Genomic DNA, 19382 nt, shown 5'->3' with positions numbered 1-19382 from the left:
TCGGAAGGCTGAGTGGAGGGATTTATCCGGGGGTGGGAGCGCAGCGACCGTGCGGCGAAGCCGCATGCATCGAGAGGAGGTGCAGCGAAGCAAACCGTAGGCGATGCCCCCGGATGAATCCCGGAACGAAGGAACACCGAGCCAAAGCGAGGTGCCGAACGCAGGGGCCCAGACCTTTTGGTTCCTTTTGGGGCGTTTGCCAAAAGGGACTCGCCGTAAGGGCGAAACCATAAGAAGCCGTTACCGCAGCAACGGATATACACCCAATCACCCCAGATATACCGAGATAGACGCATCCCCTCAAAAAACGATATTTCCGAACACCCCCAAATCCCCGCTAACCTCAAACAACAACCACCTCAAAAACCCACGGGCCAGACATGCAAAGATCCACCCTAAAACCACTCCTGATCACCCTGGCCCTGACCGCCATAACCCCAATCGCCAACGCCGCAACAACCCTCGTCTACTGCTCCGAAGCCAGCCCCGCAGGCTTCGACCCCAGCCAATACACAAGCGGCACCGACTTCGACGCCTCCGCCGAAACCGTCTTCAACCGCCTCACCCAATTCAAACGCGGCGGCACCGAAGTCGAACCCGGCCTGGCGACGAATTGGGACGTAAGCCCGGACGGCCTCCAATACACCTTCCACCTGCGCCAAAACGTAAAATTCCACACCACCGACTACTTCACCCCGAACCGAACCTTCAACGCCGACGACGTCCTGTTCACCTTCCAGCGCCTGCTCGACCCGGAGAACGCCTTCCGCAAGGCCTACCCCGCCGAATCCCCGTACTTCACCGACATGGGCCTGAACACCACGATCAAATCCGTTGAAAAACTCGACGAAAACACCGTGCGCTTCAACCTGAACAACGTCGATGCCGCCTTCGTGCAAAACCTCGCCATGAGCTTCGCCTCGGTGCAATCGGCCGAATACGCCGCCCAACTGTTGAAGGAAGGCCACGCCGCCGACCTCAACCAGAAACCGGTCGGCACCGGCCCGTTCGTGTTCAAGCGCTACCAGAAGGACGCGCAGATCCGCTACGCCGCGAACAAGGACTACTGGAAACCCGAGGACGTGAAGCTCGACAACCTGGTGTTCTCGATCACCCCGGACGCCGCCGTACGCCTGCAAAAGCTCAAGACCGGCGAATGCCAGGTCAGCGGCTACCCGCGCCCGGCCGACATCGAAGTGATGGAAAAAGACCCGAATCTGCGCGTGTTGAAACAGGCCGGTTTCAACCTCGGCTTCCTCGCCTACAACACCACCCATCCGCCGCTGGATCAGCTCAAAGTACGCCAGGCACTGGACATGGCCATCGATAAACCGGCGATCATCAAAGCGGTTTACCAGAGTGCCGGGCAGCTCGCGCAAAACGCCTTGCCGCCAGCGCAATGGTCGTTCGATCCGAACATAAAAGACGCGCCGCACGACCCTGTCAAAGCCAAGGCGCTACTCAAGGAAGCCGGGGTTGCACCGGGTACAACCATCAACCTCTGGGCCATGACCGTGCAGCGCGCTTCGAACCCGAATGCGCGGATGTCGGCACAGATGATCCAGCAGGATTGGGAGAAGATCGGTATCAAGGCCAACATCGTCAGTTACGAATGGGGCGAGTACATCAAGCGCGCCAAGAACGGCGAACACGACGCGATGATCTACGGCTGGACCGGTGACAACGGCGACCCGGACAACTGGCTGGGCGTGCTTTACAGCTGCGCGGCGGTGAAGGGCAGCAACTACGCCAAATGGTGCGACCCGGCCTACGACAAGCTGGTGCAACAGGCCAAGGTGTCCACCGATAAATCGCAACGGGTAAAACTGTATCAACAGGCGCAACTGATCCTTAAACAGCAGGTGCCGATCACGCCGATCGCCAACTCCACGGTGTTCCAGCCGCTGCGCAAGGAAGTCACCGACTTCAAGATCAGCCCGTTCGGTCTAACCCCCTTCTATGGCGTGGGTATAAATAAGTAACACCCGGCCCCAATCCGGCGCGCACAACGTGACCAGCGCACCGTTTTGGGGCTTCGTTTGCACCGTAAAAACCGGCCGCAAACGGTCAAATGCGTCAGAAGTTATACGGATGCGACATTAAGGTACGTTCGTGCCACGCTTTGACGCCGCCGAGCGCTCTGGATCTTGCATTGGGTATGGGCCCTGCATAAGTATCCGCAGGCACGACTCACGAGGTCGTACCTCACAACTAAAAAATGACAACAAATCATGAGGCCAACATGCTTAAACACGCGGTCATTCCGTTTTTAGTCGGCGCAGGCTTGTTAGCCTCCGCACCTTTCGCCACCGCTGCGACTAACCTGGTGTTCTGCTCCGAAGGCAGCCCGGCCGGTTTCGATCCAGGCCAATACACCACCGGAACCGACTTCGACGCCTCAGCCGAAACCATGTTCAACCGTCTGACCCAGTTCGAGCGTGGCGGTACCGCCGTGATTCCTGGTCTGGCGACCAAGTGGGACATTTCCGATGACGGCCTGACTTACACCTTCCACCTGCGTGAAGGCGTCAAGTTCCACACCACCCCGTATTTCAAGCCGACTCGTGAGTTCAACGCCGACGACGTGCTGTTCACCTTCAATCGCATGATTAACAAGGATGACCCGTTCCGTAAGGCGTACCCGACCGAATTCCCGTACTTCACCGACATGGGGATGGACACCAACATCACCAAGATCGATAAAGTCGACGACCACACCGTCAAGTTCACGCTGAAAGAAGTCGACGCCGCGTTCATCCAGAACATGGCCATGAGCTTCGCGTCTGTTCAGTCCGCCGAGTACGCAGCCCAGCTGCTGAAGGAAGGCAAGGCTGCCGACATCAACCAGAAGCCGATCGGCACTGGTCCGTTCGTGTTCAAGAGCTACCAGAAAGACTCCAACATCCGTTACACCGGGAACAAGGACTACTGGAAGCCTGACGACGTGAAGATCGACAACCTGATCTTCGCCATCACCACCGACCCGTCGGTACGTATCCAGAAACTGAAAAAGAACGAGTGCCAGGTCACCCTGTTCCCGCGTCCGGCCGACCTCAAGGCGCTGAAAGAAGACCCGGCGCTGAAGATGCCTGACCAGGCGGGTTTCAACCTGGGCTACATCGCGTACAACGTGATGGACAAGGTCAAGGGCAGCAACGAAGCCAACCCGCTGGCCGACCTGCGCGTTCGCCAGGCGCTGGACATGGCTGTGAACAAGCCACAGATCATCGACTCGGTTTACCAGGGCGCGGGCCAGTTGGCTGTCAACGCCATGCCGCCGACCCAGTGGTCCTACGACACCACCATCAAGGACGCCAAGTACGATCCTGAGAAAGCCAAACAGCTGCTCAAGGAAGCCGGCGTCAAGGAAGGTACCGAGATCGTCCTGTGGGCGATGCCGGTTCAGCGTCCGTACAACCCTAACGCCAAGCTGATGGCTGAAATGCTCCAGTCCGACTGGGCCAAGATCGGCTTGAAAGTGAAGATCACCAGCTACGAGTGGGGCGAGTACATCAAGCGCTCCAAAGGTGGCGAGAACCAGGCCATGATCATTGGCTGGAGCGGTGACAATGGTGATCCGGACAACTGGCTCAACGTGTTGTTTGGTTGCGACTCCCTGAGTGGCAACAACTTCTCCAAATGGTGCGACAAGAAATTCGACGGCCTCGTGAAAGAAGCCAAGCGCACCACCGACCAGGCCAAGCGCACCGAACTCTACAAAGAGGCGCAGCACGTCCTCAAAGATGCAGTCCCTATGACACCTATCGCTCACTCGACGGTGTATCAACCCATGCGCGCCAACGTGCAGGACTTCAAGATCAGCCCATTCGGCTTGAACTCCTTCTACGGCGTCAGCGTCAGCAAATAAAAGAAGCAGCGGCGACGTTTTCAGCGTCGCCGCTGTTTTTTTTGCCGAGAAGTCAGGAATTTGCCTACAGCCTTTTCTAGCCAGTCTTACTAGGTTGGGTAAGGACGCGTTGCCTTTTCCTACGAGTCTTTAGGACTCAGCGCATTTACTGCCAGACCCACGGCCCCTACCGTCGGGTTCTGACCAGTGACTGCGTGGGCTATCGGTTTTGCTGCCGTATTGGTTTGAGCTCAATGCCGCCACAACATCCCTGGACGGGATCGCGGCGCATTGAAAAACACTAAGAAAAGAGGGAGCGTCATGCGCCATACCTTGGTTTTTTCCGCATTGCTGGGCGCCGGCCTGTTGGCCGCCACGTCCGCCAGTTTCGCCGCCAGCAACAGTCTGGTGTTCTGCTCCGAAGGCAGCCCGGCCGGTTTCGACACCGCGCAGTACACGACGGCAACCGACAACGACGCCGCCGAACCGCTGTACAACCGGCTGGCCGAGTTCGAAAAAGGCGCGACCAATGTCGTACCAGGCCTGGCAACCAGCTGGGATATTTCCGAGGATGGTCTCAAGTACACCTTTCACCTGCGTGAAGGTGTGAAATTTCATACAACGCCGTACTTCAAACCTACCCGCGATCTCAACGCCGACGACGTGCTGTTCACGTTTAACCGCATGCTCGATCCGCAACAGCCATTCCGTAAGGCTTATCCAACCGAGTTCCCGTATTTCAACGGGATGAGCCTCAACAAGAACATCGCCAAGGTCGAGAAGACCGGGCCGCTGACCGTGCAGTTCACGCTCAACAGCGTCGACGCCGCGTTCATCCAGAACATTGCCATGAGCTTCGCTGCCATCCTGTCCGCCGAGTACGCCGACAAGCTGCTGGCCGAAGGCAAGCCGAGCGACATCAACCAGAAGCCGATCGGCACTGGCCCGTTCGTGTTCAAGAGCTACCAGAAAGACTCGAACATTCGCTACACCGGCAACCCGCATTACTGGGATCAGAGCCGGGTGAAGCTGAAGAACCTGATTTTTGCGATCAACACTGACGCCTCGGTGCGCGTGCAGAAGCTCAAGGCCGGCGAATGCCAGGTCACCCTGCACCCGCGCCCTGCCGATGTGCCGGCACTGAAGAACGACCCGAAACTGCAATTGATCGAGAAGCCGGGCTTCAACCTCGGCTACATCGCCTACAACGTCCGCCACAAGCCGTTCGATCAGCTCGAAGTGCGTCAGGCGCTGGACATGGCGGTGAATAAACAGGGGATTCTCAACGCTGTTTATCAAGGCGCCGGCCAACTGGCCGTCAACGCCATGCCACCGACCCAATGGTCCTACGACGACACCATCAAGGACGCCGCCTACAACCCGGAAAAAGCCAAGGAGCTGCTCAAGGCTGCCGGCGTCAAGGAAGGCACCGAGATCACCCTGTGGGCGATGCCGGTACAACGTCCGTACAACCCGAACGCCAAACTGATGGCCGAAATGCTCCAGGCCGACTGGGCCAAAATCGGCCTGAAAGTGAAGATCGTCAGCTACGAATGGGGCGAGTACATCAAGCGCACCAAGAATGGCGAACACGACATCAGCCTGATCGGCTGGACCGGTGACAACGGGGATCCGGACAACTGGCTCGGCACGCTCTACAGTTGCGACGCCATCGGCGGCAACAACTACTCCATGTGGTGCGATCCGGCTTACGACAAGCTGATCAAACAGGCCAAGGTCGTCACCGACCGCGACCAGCGCACCGTGCTCTACAAACAGGCCCAGCAATTGCTCAAGCAGCAAGTGCCGATCACGCCTGTCGCTCACTCGACGGTCAACCAGCCGCTGAGCACCAAAGTCGAAGGGTTCAAGGTGAGCCCGTTTGGTCGCAACGTGTTTTCGGGTGTCAGCATCGATTAAACACAAAACCGATTAGCCGCAATGCTGAGGGGGCCGTCTACCCCCTCACGCAAGCGCTTTGCCGAAATTCGCCAATCAGGTCTTTTGCAAACGTTTGCGATGTGTGAATGAGTTCTAAACCAATAACCGGCCAACCCAAAAAAGCCGGCATAAAAAGAAAGTAAAGGAGCTTCACCCATGAAACTGAGCAGCACCGCGATACTGGCCCTGGCCATCAGCAGCATCACCGCCACGGCTTACGCGGAAACCCAAAGCCAGGCGTTCACCCCGGTGACCGTCAACACCAAGAGCGCCCAGGCAGAAGCCACCGGCTTCCTCGAAGGTCAGTCGATCAGCGGCTCGACCCGTAACTGGTACGCCAACGAAGAACTCAAGCGTGGCGCGAAATTCCGCTACAAACACAACGACACGCTGCAGACCACCGATCGCCGCATCAACTGGGTGCAGGGCACCATCATCAAGTACAACTCGGGGTTCACCGAAGGCACTGTCGGTATCAGCACCGAAGTTGCGCTGTATAACGCCATTGCTCTGGAGCGTGACCGCAAGAATCTCGCCTCCGGTAACGGCGGCGCCCCGGAAGCCAACTCCGTGCGCCCTGGCAACAACCGTACGCTGACTCGCAACGGCGGTGACGCTGAAGGCCAGTGGAGCAAACTCGGCCTGGCTAACGTCAAGGCACGAATTTCCAACACCACCCTGACCGCCGGCCGTCAGAACTTCAGCAGCCCGATGGTCGACGTGATCGGCAACCGTCCCCTGCCTTCCAGCTTCCAGGGCGTCAGCCTGCACAGCGAAGAGCTGGACAACCTGACCTTCGACATCGCCACGTTCGATCAAAACTCGCCGCGTACCGAAGAAAGCCAGCGCAAGTTCCGCTCCGAATACGCTGACAGCATCATTGAAATCGACCACGTCAACACCGCGGGCATTTCCTACCAGCCATTCGCCAGCCTGAAAACCAGCCTGTGGGCCACTCAAGCTGAAGACATGTGGAAACAGTACTACTTCGGCGCAACCCACGAGCTGGGCGACAGCCAGGTACTGAGCCTGACCACCGGTCTGAACTACTACAAGACCGTGGATGAAGGTAAAGCCAAGCTGGGCGACATCGATAACGACACCTACTCGCTGTCGTTGGGCCTGACGCACCAGGCGCACAGCCTGACGTTCTCGTACCAGGAAGTTAACGGTAACGAGTACTTCGACTACCTGCACGAAACGAACGGTATCTACTTGGCCAACTCCCTGCTCTCGGACTTCAACGGTCCGAACGAGAAGTCGTTCCAGGTCGCTTACGGTCTGAACATGGCCGAGTACGGTGTGCCAGGCTTGAAGTTCAACATTTACAGCGCTCGCGGCTGGGGCATCGACGGCACCCACTACAAGGGCGGCGCTTACGACAGCGTGCTGGCGATGGATGGCGAAAACCACTACGAATACGGTATTGGCGCAGCCTACGCCGTACAGAGCGGGCCACTCAAGGCGACCGCCATCCGCGCCACCTACACCGCGCACCGGGCCAGTGAAAACCAGCTGGACGGCAGCATCAACGAGTTCCGTCTCGTGACCACCATCCCGTTCAACATCCTGTAAAACCGCACGCCGACGGCTGACTCAGTGACGAGTCGGCCGTTCGGCTTTTTGTCTTCAACCGATTGCAGAGGGTTCTTGATGAAAATGCTTCCCCTACGTGCGGCCATCGCGGCTGCGTTGCTGAGTGTCGCTGTCGGCGTCTCGGCCAAACCCTTGGTGGTCTGCACCGAAGCCAGCCCGGAAGGCTTCGATATGGTCCAGTACACGACTGCAGTCACTGCCGACGCGGTGGCCGAAACCATCTTCAACCGTCTGGCGGACTTCAAGCCCGGCACCACCGAGGTGATTCCGGCGCTGGCCGAGTCCTGGGACATCAGCGAAGACGGCCTGACCTACACGTTCCACCTGCGCAAAGGCGTCAAGTTTCACACCACCGAATATTTCAAGCCGACCCGCGACATGAACGCCGACGACGTGGTCTGGAGTTTCCAGCGTCAGCTGGACCCGAATCACCCGTGGCACAAGCTGTCGAGCGTGGGCTTCCCGTACTTTGAAAGCATGGGCTTCAAGGAACTGCTCAAAAGCGTCGAGAAAGTCGACGACAACACCGTCAAGTTCACCCTGACCCGTCGCGAAGCGCCATTCCTGGCCGACATCGCCATGGCGTTCTCCTCGATCTACCCGGCCGAATACGCCGATCAGTTGCTCAAGGCCAACAAGACCGGCGACCTGAACAACAAACCGGTCGGCACCGGCCCGTTCATCTTCCAGCGTTACGCCAAGGACGCCCAGGTACGCTTCAAGGCCAACCCGGACTACTTCCGCGGCAAGGCCCCGGCTGACGCGCTGATCCTGGCGATTGCCACCGACAACAACGTGCGTTTGCAGAAGCTCAAGGCCAACGAGTGCCAGATCGCGCTGTATCCGAAACCGGATGACATCCCGAGCATCAAGAAAGACAGCAACCTGAAAGTCGATGAAATGGACGCGATGACCGTCTCGTACATCGCCATGAACACCCAGCACAAATACATCAGCGACGTGCGGGTGCGCAAAGCGATCGACATCGCCTTCGACAAGGAAGCCTACGTCAACGCCCTGTTCGGCAAAGGCAACGCGTCGGTCGCGGTCAACCCGTACCCGCCGACCCTGCTGGGCTACAACCACGACCTGAAGAACCCGCCACGCGACCTCGACGCCGCCCGCAAGCTGCTCAAGGAAGCCGGTGTACCGGAAGGCACCGTGTTTACCCTGTTTACCCGTAACGGCGGCGGCCCGACCAACCCGAACCCGATGCTCGGCGCGCAGATGATGCAGGCTGACCTGGCGAAAGTCGGGATCAAGATCGACATCCGCGTGATGGAGTGGGGCGAGATGCTCAAACGCGCCAAGGCCGGCGAGCACGACATGGTCTCGGCCGGATGGGCGGGCGACAACGGCGACCCGGATAACTTCCTGACGCCTATGCTCAGTTGCGAAGCGGCCAAGAACGGCGAAAACTACGCTCGCTGGTGCAACGAGAAATTCCAGGCCCTGCTCGACGAAGCACGGGCTAAAGTAGATCCGGCCGAACGCGCCAAACTGTATGAAGAAGCCCAGGTGATCTTCAATCAGGACCAACCGTGGATCAGCATGGCCCACACCCGCATGTTCACCGCAATGCGCAACAACGTAGAGGGTTATCACATCAGCCCTCTGACAACCAATAACTTCGCCACCACCCAGGTGAAGTAGATAAGAAACTCCCGGCGCCCCTGACCCCAGGGTCGCCGGGCACGCCTAACCGGCTGATGAGGTACCACACACGATGTTTAGTTTTATTGCCCGCCGACTGGGGTTATTGATCCCCACGTTTTTCGGCATCACCTTGCTGACTTTCGCGTTGATTCGCATGATTCCCGGCGACCCCGTGGAAGTGATGATGGGCGAACGTCGGGTCGACCCCGAAATGCACGCTCAGGCAATGGAACGCCTCGGTCTGAACAAACCGCTGTACGCCCAGTACCTGGACTACATCGGCAAACTGGCCCACGGCGATCTCGGCGAATCCCTGCGCACCCGTGAGAGCGTATGGACCGAGTTCACCTCCCTCTTCCCGGCGACCCTGGAACTGTCCATGGCCGCCCTGCTGTTCGCCGGCATCCTGGGCCTCCTGGCCGGGGTGATCGCGGCCCTCAAGCGAGGATCCCTGTTCGACCACGGGGTGATGGGCATCTCCCTCGCGGGTTATTCGATGCCGATTTTCTGGTGGGGCCTGATCCTGATCATGTTCTTCTCGGTGAGCCTGGGCTGGACCCCGGTATCCGGGCGGATCGACCTGCTTTACGACATCGAGCCGCGCACCGGTTTCATGCTGATCGACACCCTGCTGGCCGATGACATGGGCGCGTTCCTCGATGCCCTGCACCACCTGATCCTGCCGGCCATCGTGCTGGGCACCATTCCGCTGGCGGTGATCGCGCGGATGACCCGGTCGTCGATGCTCGAAGTACTGCGTGAAGACTACATCCGTACCGCCAAGGCCAAAGGCCTGTCGCCGTCGCGCGTGGTGTTCGTGCACGGCCTGCGCAACGCGCTGATTCCGGTACTGACCGTGGTCGGCCTGCAAGTCGGCACCCTGCTGGCCGGTGCGGTCCTGACCGAAACCATCTTCTCCTGGCCCGGCATCGGTAAATGGCTGATCGAAGCCATCGGCGCCCGGGACTACCCGGTTGTGCAAAACGGCATCCTGTTAATCGCCTGCCTGGTGATTCTGGTCAACTTCGTGGTGGACATCCTCTACGGCTTTGCCAACCCACGCATCCGTCATCAGCGCTGAGGTCAATACCCATGAGCACTCCAACTTCCTCAGTAGCCACCGCCGCCACCGCCGTGGATCAAAGTCTGCTGTACCCGTCACCGTACAAAGAGTTCTGGCAGGCCTTCGCCAAGAACAAGGGCGCCGTCGCCGGCCTGCTGTTCATGCTGCTGGTGATTTTCTGCGCGATCTTCGCGCCGTGGGTCGCCCCGCATAACCCGAGCGAGCAATACCGTGACTTCCTGCTGACGCCGCCGGCGTGGCTCGAAGGCGGGCAGATGCAATTCCTGCTCGGCACCGATGAACTGGGTCGCGACCTGCTGTCGCGCCTGATCCAGGGTTCGCGCCTGTCGCTGCTGATCGGTCTGTCGTCAGTGGTGATGTCGCTGATCCCGGGGATCCTGCTGGGTCTGTTCGCCGGTTTCTTCCCGAAAATGGTCGGCCCGACCATCATGCGTCTGATGGACATCATGCTGGCCCTGCCATCGCTGCTGCTGGCCGTGGCGATCGTCGCCATCCTCGGCCCAGGCCTGATCAACACCGTAATCGCGATTGCTGTGGTTTCGCTGCCGTCCTACGTGCGTCTGACCCGTGCCGCCGTGATGGGTGAGCTGAACCGCGACTACGTGACCGCCGCGCGCCTGGCCGGTGCCGGTCTGCCACGTCTGATGTTCATCACCGTGCTGCCGAACTGCATGGCACCGCTGATCGTTCAGGCGACCCTGAGCTTCTCCTCGGCGATCCTCGATGCCGCCGCCCTGGGCTTCCTCGGCCTCGGCGTCCAGCCGCCAACCCCTGAGTGGGGCACCATGCTGGCCTCGGCCCGCGACTACATCGAACGCGCCTGGTGGGTGGTGAGTCTGCCTGGTTTGACCATTTTGCTCAGCGTGCTGGCAATCAACTTGATGGGCGACGGCCTGCGCGATGCGCTGGACCCGAAACTCAAGAACGCCGCCTGAGGAGATTCCCATGTCACTGTTAGAAATCAAGAATCTCAACGTTCGCTTCGGCGACAAGAACGCCACTCCGGTCGTCGACGGCCTCGACCTGAAAGTCGACAAGGGCGAAGTCCTGGCGATCGTGGGCGAGTCGGGTTCCGGCAAGTCCGTGACCATGATGGCGCTGATGGGCCTGATCGAGCACCCGGGGATCGTCACCGCCGACTCACTGAGCTTCGACGGCAAGAACATGCTCAAGCTGAACAACCGCCAGCGTCGGCAGATCGTCGGCAAAGACCTGGCGATGGTGTTCCAGGACCCGATGACCGCGCTGAACCCGAGCTACACCGTCGGTTTCCAGATCGAAGAAGTGCTGCGCCTGCACCTGAAAATGTCCGGCAAGCAAGCGCGTAAACGTGCGATCGAACTGCTGGAAAAAGTCGAAATCCCGGGCGCCGCCAGCCGTATGGATGCCTACCCGCACCAACTGTCCGGCGGCATGAGCCAGCGTGTGGCGATTGCCATGGCGATTGCCGGCGAGCCGAAACTGCTGATCGCGGACGAGCCGACCACCGCACTCGACGTGACAATTCAGGCGCAGATCATGGACCTGCTGCTGGCGTTGCAGAAAGAGCAGAACATGGGCCTGGTGCTGATCACCCACGACCTCGCCGTGGTAGCCGAAACCGCTCAGCGCGTGTGCGTGATGTACGCCGGTCAAGCCGTTGAAGTCGGTCAGGTGCCGCAACTGTTCGACATCCCGGCCCACCCGTACAGCGAAGCGCTGCTCAAGGCGATTCCGGAACACAGCCAGGGTGCCGAGCGTCTGGCGACTCTGCCAGGCATCGTTCCCGGCCGTTACGACCGCCCGCAAGGCTGCCTGCTGTCGCCGCGCTGCCCGTACGTGCAGGACAGCTGCCGCGCGCAGCGTCCGACCCTTGACCCGAAAAGCAACAGCCTCGCCCGCTGCTTCTATCCGTTGAACCAGGAGGTGGCGTAATGGCCGTCGTACTTACCGCCCGCGACCTGACCCGTCACTACGAAGTCTCCCGTGGCCTGTTCAAGGGCCATGCGACCGTACGCGCCCTCAACGGCGTGTCGTTCGAGCTGGAAGCCGGCAAGACCCTCGCCGTCGTCGGTGAATCGGGCTGCGGTAAATCCACCCTCGCCCGCGCCTTGACCCTGATCGAAGAGCCGTCGTCCGGCTCCCTGAAAATCGCCGGGCAGGAAGTGGCCGGCGCCGACAAGGCCCAGCGCAAACAACTGCGCAAAGACGTGCAGATGGTGTTCCAGAGCCCGTATGCGTCGTTGAACCCACGGCAGAAAATCGGTGATCAACTGGCCGAACCGCTGCTGATCAACACCAACCTGAGTGCTGCCGAGCGTCGCGAGAAAGTCCAGGCGATGATGAAGCAGGTCGGCTTGCGTCCCGAGCACTACCAGCGTTATCCGCACATGTTCTCCGGCGGTCAGCGTCAGCGTATCGCGCTGGCTCGCGCCATGATGCTGCAACCGAAAGTGCTGGTGGCGGACGAACCGACTTCCGCACTGGACGTGTCGATCCAGGCGCAGGTGCTGAACCTGTTCATGGACATGCAGCAGGAGTTCAACACAGGTTACGTGTTCATCTCGCACAACCTGGCGGTGGTGCAGCACGTGGCCGATGATGTGATGGTGATGTACCTCGGTCGCCCGGTGGAAATCGGTCCGAAGCACGACATCTACGCCCGTCCTCTGCACCCGTACACCCAGGCGCTGTTGTCGGCGACCCCGACCATCCACCCGGATCCGGACAAGCCGAAAATCAAGATCGTCGGCGAGCTGCCCAACCCGCTGAACCCGCCGCCTGGCTGCGCGTTCCACAAGCGCTGCCCGTATGCCACCGCGCGTTGCAGCAGCGAAGAGCCGGCTCTGCGTCAGCTCGACACGCGTCAGGTCGCGTGCCACTACGCCGAGCAATTCCTCGACGGCGCGGCATAAAAAAACCCGCCCTGTTTCCCGGGGCGGGTTGTTGATGAGTTGACCAAACCCCTTCTGCCCCGATTGCGCATCGATCGGGAAAGAAGGGGTTTTCTTTTGCCCGGAATCTACGTCTGGCTGTCGCCTTCGTCCGGATCGTCGGTGTCCGGCTCATCGGTGGTCGAGTCGTCATCGTCGGCGCTGCCGCCCTGACCCTGATCGCCCGGCTCGGACTCGGACTTGGCCAGCATCAGCGCGCTGTGCCCCACCTGCCCGCTGGAAGCCTGGGTATCGTGATCCTCGCACTCGGCCCAGGCCGTCGCAGTGCCGAGGGACAGCATCACCATCACTTTCAACAGCAGCAAAACGCGTAGCAACCTGTTTTTCATAGCCGAGTCCATCCTGTTCCAGGTGAGAAATTCGTGCTGACCTGACGCTGATTGAAATCTAGTTCCGATCCGCCGGGTTCACCAGATAGGACGCTAACCACTGCCCGGAAATGCCATGCGTGGACAGACCGCTTTCGAATAACGCTCATAACCGGATCGGCTAAGCGAAGTCGCCTTTCTCGAACGCTTGATAAGCAGCCAATAAAAAGCCCCCGAGGCTTATGCATCGGGGGCTTTGGATGGTGCAGTTCAGCGCTTAGTGGTGCTCACGGGTCGCACGGAATTTCACGTCCGGCCAGCGCTCTTCCATCAGGGCCAGGTTGACCCGCGTTGGCGCGAGGTAGGTCAGGTGACCGCCGCCGTCCAGTGCGAGGTTTTCCACAGCCTTGTTGGAGAATTCCTCCAGTTTCTTCTTGTCGCTGCATTCGATCCAGCGCGCGGAGTACACGGTGATCGGCTCGTAGGAGCACTCGACCTTGTATTCCTCTTTCAGGCGGCTGGCGACCACATCGAACTGCAGCACACCGACGGCGCCGAGGATGATGTCGTTGCTGCGCTCCGGGAAGAACACCTGGGTGGCGCCTTCTTCGGCCAGTTGTTGCAGGCCCTGGCGCAGTTGCTTGGATTTCAGCGGATCGCGCAGGCGTACGCGGCGGAACAGTTCCGGGGCGAAGTGCGGGATACCGGTGAAGCCCAGGGTTTCGCCTTCGCTGAAGGTGTCGCCGATCTGGATCGTGCCATGGTTGTGCAGGCCGATGATGTCGCCGGCGTACGCTTCTTCCAGCTGTTCACGCTCGGAGGAGAAGAACGTCAGGGCGTCGCCGATGCGCACGTCCTTGCCGGTACGCACGTGGCGCATCTTCATGCCTTTCTCGTACTTGCCGGAGCAGATACGCATGAAGGCGATGCGGTCGCGGTGTTTCGGGTCCATGTTCGCCTGGATCTTGAAGATGAAGCCCGAGAACTTCTCTTCCACCGGCTCCACGGTGCGCTCGTTGGCTACGCGTGGCAGCGGGCGCGGGGCCCAATCGACCACGGCGTCGAGTACGTGGTCGACACCGAAGTTGCCCAGTGCAGTACCGAAGAACACCGGCGTCAGTTGACCGTCGATGAACTCCTGCTGGTTGAACTCGTGGCAGGCGCCCTGCACCAGTTCCAGCTGTTCGAGGAAACGATCGTACTCGTCGCCCAGATGCGCGCGGGCTTCGTCGGAATCGAGCTTCTCGATGATCTTGGTTTCGGTGCGTTCGTGACCGTGACCGGCGGTGTAGACAATGATGTAGTCGTCGGCCAGGTGGTAGACGCCCTTGAAGTCGCGGTAGCAACCGATCGGCCAGGTGATCGGCGCAGCCTTGATCTTCAGGACGGCTTCGATTTCGTCGAGCAGTTCGATCGGGTCGCGGATGTCACGGTCGAGTTTGTTGATGAAGCTGACGATCGGCGTGTCACGCAGACGGCAGACGTCCATCAGCGCGATGGTACGTGGCTCAACACCTTTACCGCCGTCGAGAACCATCAGGGCCGAGTCCACCGCGGTCAGGGTGCGGTAGGTGTCTTCGGAGAAGTCTTCGTGGCCCGGGGTGTCGAGCAGGTTGATCATGTGTTCGCGATACGGGAACTGCATGACCGACGTGGTGATCGAGATGCCCCGCTGCTTTTCCATCTCCATCCAGTCGGATGTCGCGTGGCGGTCGGATTTACGGGATTTCACCGTACCGGCCACAGCAATCGCCTTGCCCATCAGCAAGAGCTTTTCGGTGATGGTGGTTTTACCGGCATCGGGGTGGGAAATAATGGCGAAAGTGCGGCGTTTCGCGACTTCGGCGGCCTGTCTGGTCATGGGAAATCGCCTGGCGGTGATTCAAAAAAGGGCGGCGATTATAGCCCAACTCGATTCAATAACCGAACCGTTGAGCACATTAAGGGTGGCCAAATGCTGCCTCAGATGGGAACCTTTTAAAGCACGGAGACGTCCATCCCCTGTTACGACAATTCGTCAGGGGCTGAAAAATCAGCAAGTTAGCCTGACGAGGCTGCGCTCATGGCTCGCTTTCAGACCGCTTTTGCCGGACTGAAAAAAAGCTGCTTCTCGCGAACGCTGACTTCGGCAGCCAGGAATGGCCTTGCCACACGGAGCAGCGCTCGCCGACTAAAAAAAGGAGTCCGCCTGTGGCTATCCGCTATGGCAAAGGGCTGATGGGAGGTGCGGTGGTGATCGCGCTCCTGGCCCTGCTGGTCCACTGGATCGGCATCAACACGATCGAACACTACCGCGACGATTTGTTGTTTTACCTGCAAGCTCATCTGATTCTCGTCCTCGCTTCAATGCTGGCCGCCCTGGTCGTGGGCATTCCCGCCGGCATATTCCTGAGCCGCCCGACCATGGTCGGCCGCGCCGAACGCTTCATGCAGATCTTCAATATCGGCAACACCGTGCCTCCGCTGGCCGTGCTCGCGATTGCCCTGGGGATTCTCGGCATCGGCAGCGGTCCGGCGATCTTCGCTTTGTTCCTCGCCTCGCTTTTGCCGATTGTGCGCAACACCTATGAAGGCCTGAAAAACGTCCAGGGCTCGCTGAAAGAAGCCGCCGTCGGCATCGGCATGACGCCGCGCCAGGTGCTGTGGAAAGTCGAGTTGCCCAACGCCGTGCCGATCATCGTCGGCGGTGTGCGGGTGGCGCTGGCGATCAACGTCGGTACCGCGCCGCTGGCCTTCCTGATCGGCGCCAACAGCCTTGGCAGCCTGATCTTCCCCGGCATCGCCCTGAACAATCAGCCGCAACTGCTGCTCGGCGCCGCGTGCACCGCGCTGCTGGCCCTGCTGCTCGATGGCGTGGTCACCCTCGCCAGCCGTCTCTGGCTGGAACGTGGTTTGCGCCCGTCTTAAGGCTTTTGCGAAGGAATGAACATGAAACGACTTAGCTTGATCTTGGGCTGCGCCCTGCTTTTCGCAGGATTGGCCCAGGCGGCGGAAAAGCCGCTCATTCGCCTCGGCGCCCGGGTGTTCACCGAGCAGACCCTGCTCGCGGAAATCACCGCACAATACCTGCGCAGCAAAGGCTACGACGCGCAGATCACCGGCGGCCTGGGCAGCAACCTCGCCCGCAGCGCCCACGAAAGCGGGCAGCTGGACATGCTCTGGGAATACACCGGCGTGTCGCTGGTGGCCTACAACCATGTCACCGAAAAACTCGACAGCGAACAGTCCTACGCCCGGGTGAAAGAACTCGACGCGAAAAAAGGCCTGGTCTGGCTCACGCCGTCGAAATTCAGCAACACCTACGCCCTCGCCCTGCCGAAAAAAGTGGCCGAGGAATATCCGCAGATCAACAACATCAGCCAGTTGAACGACGTGCTGAAGGCTGAAGCCAAGACCAATCACCTGGTCGCGCTGGACACCGAGTTCGCCAACCGTTCCGACGGGCTGGACGGCATGGTCAAGCTCTACGACATGAACCTGACCCGCCAGAACATCCGGCAGATGGACGCAGGCCTGGTCTACACCGCGCTGCGTAACGGTCAGGTGTTTGCCGGTCTGGTCTACACCACCGACGGTCGCCTCAACGCGTTCGGGCTGAAGCTGCTGGAAGACGACAAGCATTACTTCCCGGACTACACCGCCGCGCCAGTGGTGCGTCAGGCCTACCTCGACGCCCACCCGAAACTGGCGGAGCAACTCAGGCCGCTGGCCGAACTGTTCGATGACGAAACCATGCGCCAGCTCAACGCGCGGGTCGATGTCGATCACGAGAGCCCGTCGAAAGTCGCTGCCGACTTCCTGCGCCAGCACCCACTGAACTAAAGGAGGAAAAGTCATGGAATTCCTGAACGCCTTTTCCCACCTCGACTGGCAGCAGGTGATGCACCTGACCTGGCAGCACATCACGCTGGTCGGCATCGCCGTCAGCCTGGCGATTCTCATCGGCGTGCCGCTGGGCATCCTGATGACGCGCTTCCCGAGCCTCGCCGGTCCCTTGCAGGCCAGCGCCACGGTGCTGCTGACCGTGCCGTCGATTGCGCTGTTCGGCCTGCTGCTGCCGTTCTATTCGAAATTCGGCCAGGGCCTCGGCCCGATGCCGGCGATCACCGCCGTGTTCCTTTATTCACTGCTGCCGATCATGCGCAACACCTACCTCGCCCTGACCGGCGTCGAACCGGGCATTCGTGAAGCCGCACGCGGCATCGGCATGACCTTCGGCCAGCGCCTGCGCATGGTCGAGTTGCCGATCGCAGTGCCGGTGATCCTCGCCGGGGTGCGTACCGCTGTGGTGATGAACATCGGCGTGATGACCATCGCCGCGACCATCGGCGCCGGCGGCCTCGGTGTGCTGATCCTCGCCTCCATCAGCCGCAGCGACATGTCGATGCTCATCGTCGGCGCGCTGCTGGTCAGTCTTCTGGCGATCTTCGCCGACCTCATTTTGCAGTGGCTGCAACGTTCGCTGACTCCAAAAGGACTCCTCAAATGATCGAACTTCAAAACCTCAGCAAGACCTTCCAAAGCAACGGCAAAGATGTGAAAGCCGTGGACTCGGTAAGCCTGACCGTCAATGAAGGCGAAATCTGTGTGTTCCTCGGGCCATCGGGTTGCGGCAAAAGCACCACGCTGAAAATGATCAACCGCCTGATCAAGCCGACCTCGGGCAAGATCCTGATCAACGGCGAAGACACCACCGACCTCGACGAAGTGACCCTGCGCCGCAACATCGGCTACGTGATCCAGCAGATCGGTCTGTTCCCGAACATGACCATCGAAGAGAACATCGTGGTGGTGCCGAAACTGCTCGGCTGGGACAAACAGAAATGCCACGACCGCGCCCGCGAACTGATGAGCATGATCAAGCTTGAGCCCAAGCAGTATCTGCATCGTTACCCGCGCGAGCTGTCCGGCGGCCAGCAGCAACGGATCGGCGTGATCCGTGCGCTGGCGGCGGATGCGCCGCTGCTGCTGATGGACGAACCGTTCGGCGCGGTCGACCCGATCAACCGCGAGATGATCCAGAACGAATTCTTCGAGATGCAGCGCGCGCTGAACAAGACCGTGATCATGGTCAGCCACGACATCGACGAAGCGATCAAGCTCGGCGACAAGATCGCGATCTTCCGCGCCGGCAAGCTGTTGCAGATCGACCATCCGGACACTCTGCTCGCCCATCCGGCGGACGATTTCGTCAGCAACTTCGTCGGCCAGGACAGCACCCTCAAACGCCTGCTGCTGGTGAAAGCCGAAGACGCCGCGGACAACGCGCCGTCGGTGAGCCCGGAAACCCCGGTGGCCGATGCGCTGGAGTTGATGGACGAGCATGACCGTCGTTATGTCGTCGTGACTGACGCCGAGAACAAGGCACTGGGTTATGTGCGCCGTCGTGACCTGCATCGTCAGACCGGCACCTGTGCGCAATTCCTCCGCGAGTTCAACGCCACGGCGGCGTACGACGAGCATTTGCGCATTCTGTTGTCGCGGATGTACGAGTTCAATCGGGCATGGTTGCCGGTGATGGATGCCGAGCGAGTGTTCCTCGGCGAAGTCACCCAGGAGTCGATTGCGGCATACCTGAGTTCGGGTCGATCACGCGGAATGAAGACCAATATCGTGTCACCAGCCGAGGCGGTAGCCTGATCAAAAGCAAAAGGGCTGCTCGACAGCCCTTTTTTTCGACCGCCGGAACCTGACAGCCGAGATTTTTTTGCCAACGATGAGCCGGCAAGAAATATCAACAGCTCAGAGGGTTGAACCCGGCCGAGGATGTCAGCCTCAACCCGCAACTTCCCCCTCACCTCCCCTTCTCGCCGCCAACGTCGCCGATGTTGAAGTGATCGTACTTATCCATGACTTGGCGCGCATCAGCTTCGAACGTGCAGGTATTTTTAACACCTGAAAATTATTGCGGAACATCTGACCGTCATCTCGGTCGGCTACAAAGAGTGATATCCGCGACGCACGTCAGAAGCGTGCAAAAACGCGACATTTTTAGTTGATCTCAGGCCCCTCACGCC

At 59.9% G+C, this 19382-nt stretch carries 15 protein-coding genes; 13 read left to right on the top strand and 2 right to left on the bottom strand.

Annotated elements, in window-relative coordinates:
• Positions 1-380 precede the first annotated feature (380 nt).
• The 9 genes from M5G18_RS25160 (at position 381) to M5G18_RS25120 (ending at position 13018) form a co-directional block, all read left to right on the top strand.
• Positions 381-1982 (top strand): ABC transporter substrate-binding protein, encoded by a 1602-nt coding sequence (locus M5G18_RS25160; RefSeq protein WP_273898365.1) that lies wholly within the window; start codon positions 381-383, stop codon positions 1980-1982.
• A 260-nt stretch (positions 1983-2242) separates the two neighbouring features.
• On the top strand, positions 2243-3868 hold the full coding sequence (locus tag M5G18_RS25155; protein ID WP_273898364.1) for an ABC transporter substrate-binding protein: 1626 nt from the start codon (positions 2243-2245) through the stop codon (positions 3866-3868).
• A 300-nt stretch (positions 3869-4168) separates the two neighbouring features.
• The gene (locus tag M5G18_RS25150) at positions 4169-5767 is read left to right on the top strand and encodes an ABC transporter substrate-binding protein (protein WP_273898363.1); all 1599 of its coding nucleotides are present in this window, start codon (positions 4169-4171) and stop codon (positions 5765-5767) included.
• A gap of 177 nt (positions 5768-5944) precedes the next feature.
• Complete coding sequence (locus M5G18_RS25145; protein WP_273898362.1) at positions 5945-7363, top strand: OprD family porin; 1419 nt, start codon at positions 5945-5947, stop codon at positions 7361-7363.
• A 78-nt stretch (positions 7364-7441) separates the two neighbouring features.
• Complete coding sequence (locus tag M5G18_RS25140) at positions 7442-9037, top strand: ABC transporter substrate-binding protein (protein ID WP_273898361.1); 1596 nt, start codon at positions 7442-7444, stop codon at positions 9035-9037.
• Positions 9038-9110: 73 nt separating this feature from the next.
• Positions 9111-10121 carry an ABC transporter permease subunit gene (locus M5G18_RS25135; RefSeq protein ID WP_007953665.1) on the top strand — a complete coding sequence of 337 codons (1011 nt, stop codon included), beginning with the start codon at positions 9111-9113 and terminating at the stop codon, positions 10119-10121.
• An 11-nt stretch (positions 10122-10132) separates the two neighbouring features.
• Entirely contained in the window at positions 10133-11059 is a 927-nt protein-coding gene (locus M5G18_RS25130) for an ABC transporter permease subunit (protein WP_273898360.1), read from the top strand.
• A gap of 10 nt (positions 11060-11069) precedes the next feature.
• On the top strand, positions 11070-12038 hold the full coding sequence (locus M5G18_RS25125; protein WP_007953667.1) for an ABC transporter ATP-binding protein: 969 nt from the start codon (positions 11070-11072) through the stop codon (positions 12036-12038).
• A complete protein-coding gene (locus M5G18_RS25120; RefSeq protein WP_007953682.1) occupies positions 12038-13018 on the top strand; it encodes a peptide ABC transporter ATP-binding protein in 981 nt (326 codons plus the stop codon). The genes M5G18_RS25125 and M5G18_RS25120 overlap by 1 nt, the downstream gene beginning before the upstream one ends.
• A gap of 107 nt (positions 13019-13125) precedes the next feature.
• Here the strand turns inward: M5G18_RS25120 and M5G18_RS25115 are convergent, their stop codons facing one another.
• Positions 13126-13386 carry a hypothetical protein gene (locus M5G18_RS25115; RefSeq protein WP_064384136.1) on the bottom strand — a complete coding sequence of 87 codons (261 nt, stop codon included), beginning with the start codon at positions 13384-13386 and terminating at the stop codon, positions 13126-13128.
• 256 nt (positions 13387-13642) lie between these two features.
• Positions 13643-15226: a peptide chain release factor 3 gene (locus M5G18_RS25110; RefSeq protein WP_085608055.1), complete on the bottom strand. Its 1584-nt coding sequence runs from the start codon at positions 15224-15226 to the stop codon at positions 13643-13645.
• 356 nt (positions 15227-15582) lie between these two features.
• Between M5G18_RS25110 and M5G18_RS25105 the strand changes: the two genes are divergently transcribed.
• The 4 genes from M5G18_RS25105 to M5G18_RS25090 are packed head-to-tail and all read left to right on the top strand — an operon-like array spanning position 15583 to position 19005.
• Positions 15583-16272: an ABC transporter permease gene (locus tag M5G18_RS25105; RefSeq protein WP_172667905.1), complete on the top strand. Its 690-nt coding sequence runs from the start codon at positions 15583-15585 to the stop codon at positions 16270-16272.
• A gap of 21 nt (positions 16273-16293) precedes the next feature.
• On the top strand, positions 16294-17187 hold the full coding sequence (locus M5G18_RS25100) for a glycine betaine ABC transporter substrate-binding protein (RefSeq protein WP_273898359.1): 894 nt from the start codon (positions 16294-16296) through the stop codon (positions 17185-17187).
• A 13-nt stretch (positions 17188-17200) separates the two neighbouring features.
• On the top strand, positions 17201-17854 hold the full coding sequence (locus M5G18_RS25095; RefSeq protein ID WP_007953690.1) for an ABC transporter permease: 654 nt from the start codon (positions 17201-17203) through the stop codon (positions 17852-17854).
• On the top strand, positions 17851-19005 hold the full coding sequence (locus M5G18_RS25090) for an osmoprotectant ABC transporter ATP-binding protein OsmV (protein WP_007953692.1): 1155 nt from the start codon (positions 17851-17853) through the stop codon (positions 19003-19005). Before M5G18_RS25095 ends, M5G18_RS25090 begins: the two co-directional genes overlap by 4 nt.
• Positions 19006-19382: the final 377 nt, after the last annotated feature.

It is taken from the genome of Pseudomonas aphyarum (assembly GCF_028657055.1).
Classification (GTDB): domain Bacteria; phylum Pseudomonadota; class Gammaproteobacteria; order Pseudomonadales; family Pseudomonadaceae; genus Aquipseudomonas; species Aquipseudomonas aphyarum.
Note: the sequence above shows the minus strand (reverse complement) of the source record. Positions and strands in the feature narration are given on the sequence as shown.

Excerpts from the sequence above, each read along its gene's own strand:
- M5G18_RS25160 (WP_273898365.1), top strand. The coding sequence starts at position 381 with ATGCAAAGATCCACCCTAAAACCACTCCTGATCACCCTGGCCCTGACC.
- M5G18_RS25155 (WP_273898364.1), top strand. The coding sequence starts at position 2,243 with ATGCTTAAACACGCGGTCATTCCGTTTTTAGTCGGCGCAGGCTTGTTA.
- M5G18_RS25150 (WP_273898363.1), top strand. The coding sequence starts at position 4,169 with ATGCGCCATACCTTGGTTTTTTCCGCATTGCTGGGCGCCGGCCTGTTG.
- M5G18_RS25145 (WP_273898362.1), top strand. The coding sequence starts at position 5,945 with ATGAAACTGAGCAGCACCGCGATACTGGCCCTGGCCATCAGCAGCATC.
- M5G18_RS25140 (WP_273898361.1), top strand. The coding sequence starts at position 7,442 with ATGAAAATGCTTCCCCTACGTGCGGCCATCGCGGCTGCGTTGCTGAGT.
- M5G18_RS25135 (WP_007953665.1), top strand. The coding sequence starts at position 9,111 with ATGTTTAGTTTTATTGCCCGCCGACTGGGGTTATTGATCCCCACGTTT.
- M5G18_RS25130 (WP_273898360.1), top strand. The coding sequence starts at position 10,133 with ATGAGCACTCCAACTTCCTCAGTAGCCACCGCCGCCACCGCCGTGGAT.
- M5G18_RS25125 (WP_007953667.1), top strand. The coding sequence starts at position 11,070 with ATGTCACTGTTAGAAATCAAGAATCTCAACGTTCGCTTCGGCGACAAG.
- M5G18_RS25120 (WP_007953682.1), top strand. The coding sequence starts at position 12,038 with ATGGCCGTCGTACTTACCGCCCGCGACCTGACCCGTCACTACGAAGTC.
- M5G18_RS25115 (WP_064384136.1), bottom strand. The coding sequence starts at position 13,386 with ATGAAAAACAGGTTGCTACGCGTTTTGCTGCTGTTGAAAGTGATGGTG.
- M5G18_RS25110 (WP_085608055.1), bottom strand. The coding sequence starts at position 15,226 with ATGACCAGACAGGCCGCCGAAGTCGCGAAACGCCGCACTTTCGCCATT.
- M5G18_RS25105 (WP_172667905.1), top strand. The coding sequence starts at position 15,583 with ATGGGAGGTGCGGTGGTGATCGCGCTCCTGGCCCTGCTGGTCCACTGG.
- M5G18_RS25100 (WP_273898359.1), top strand. The coding sequence starts at position 16,294 with ATGAAACGACTTAGCTTGATCTTGGGCTGCGCCCTGCTTTTCGCAGGA.
- M5G18_RS25095 (WP_007953690.1), top strand. The coding sequence starts at position 17,201 with ATGGAATTCCTGAACGCCTTTTCCCACCTCGACTGGCAGCAGGTGATG.
- M5G18_RS25090 (WP_007953692.1), top strand. The coding sequence starts at position 17,851 with ATGATCGAACTTCAAAACCTCAGCAAGACCTTCCAAAGCAACGGCAAA.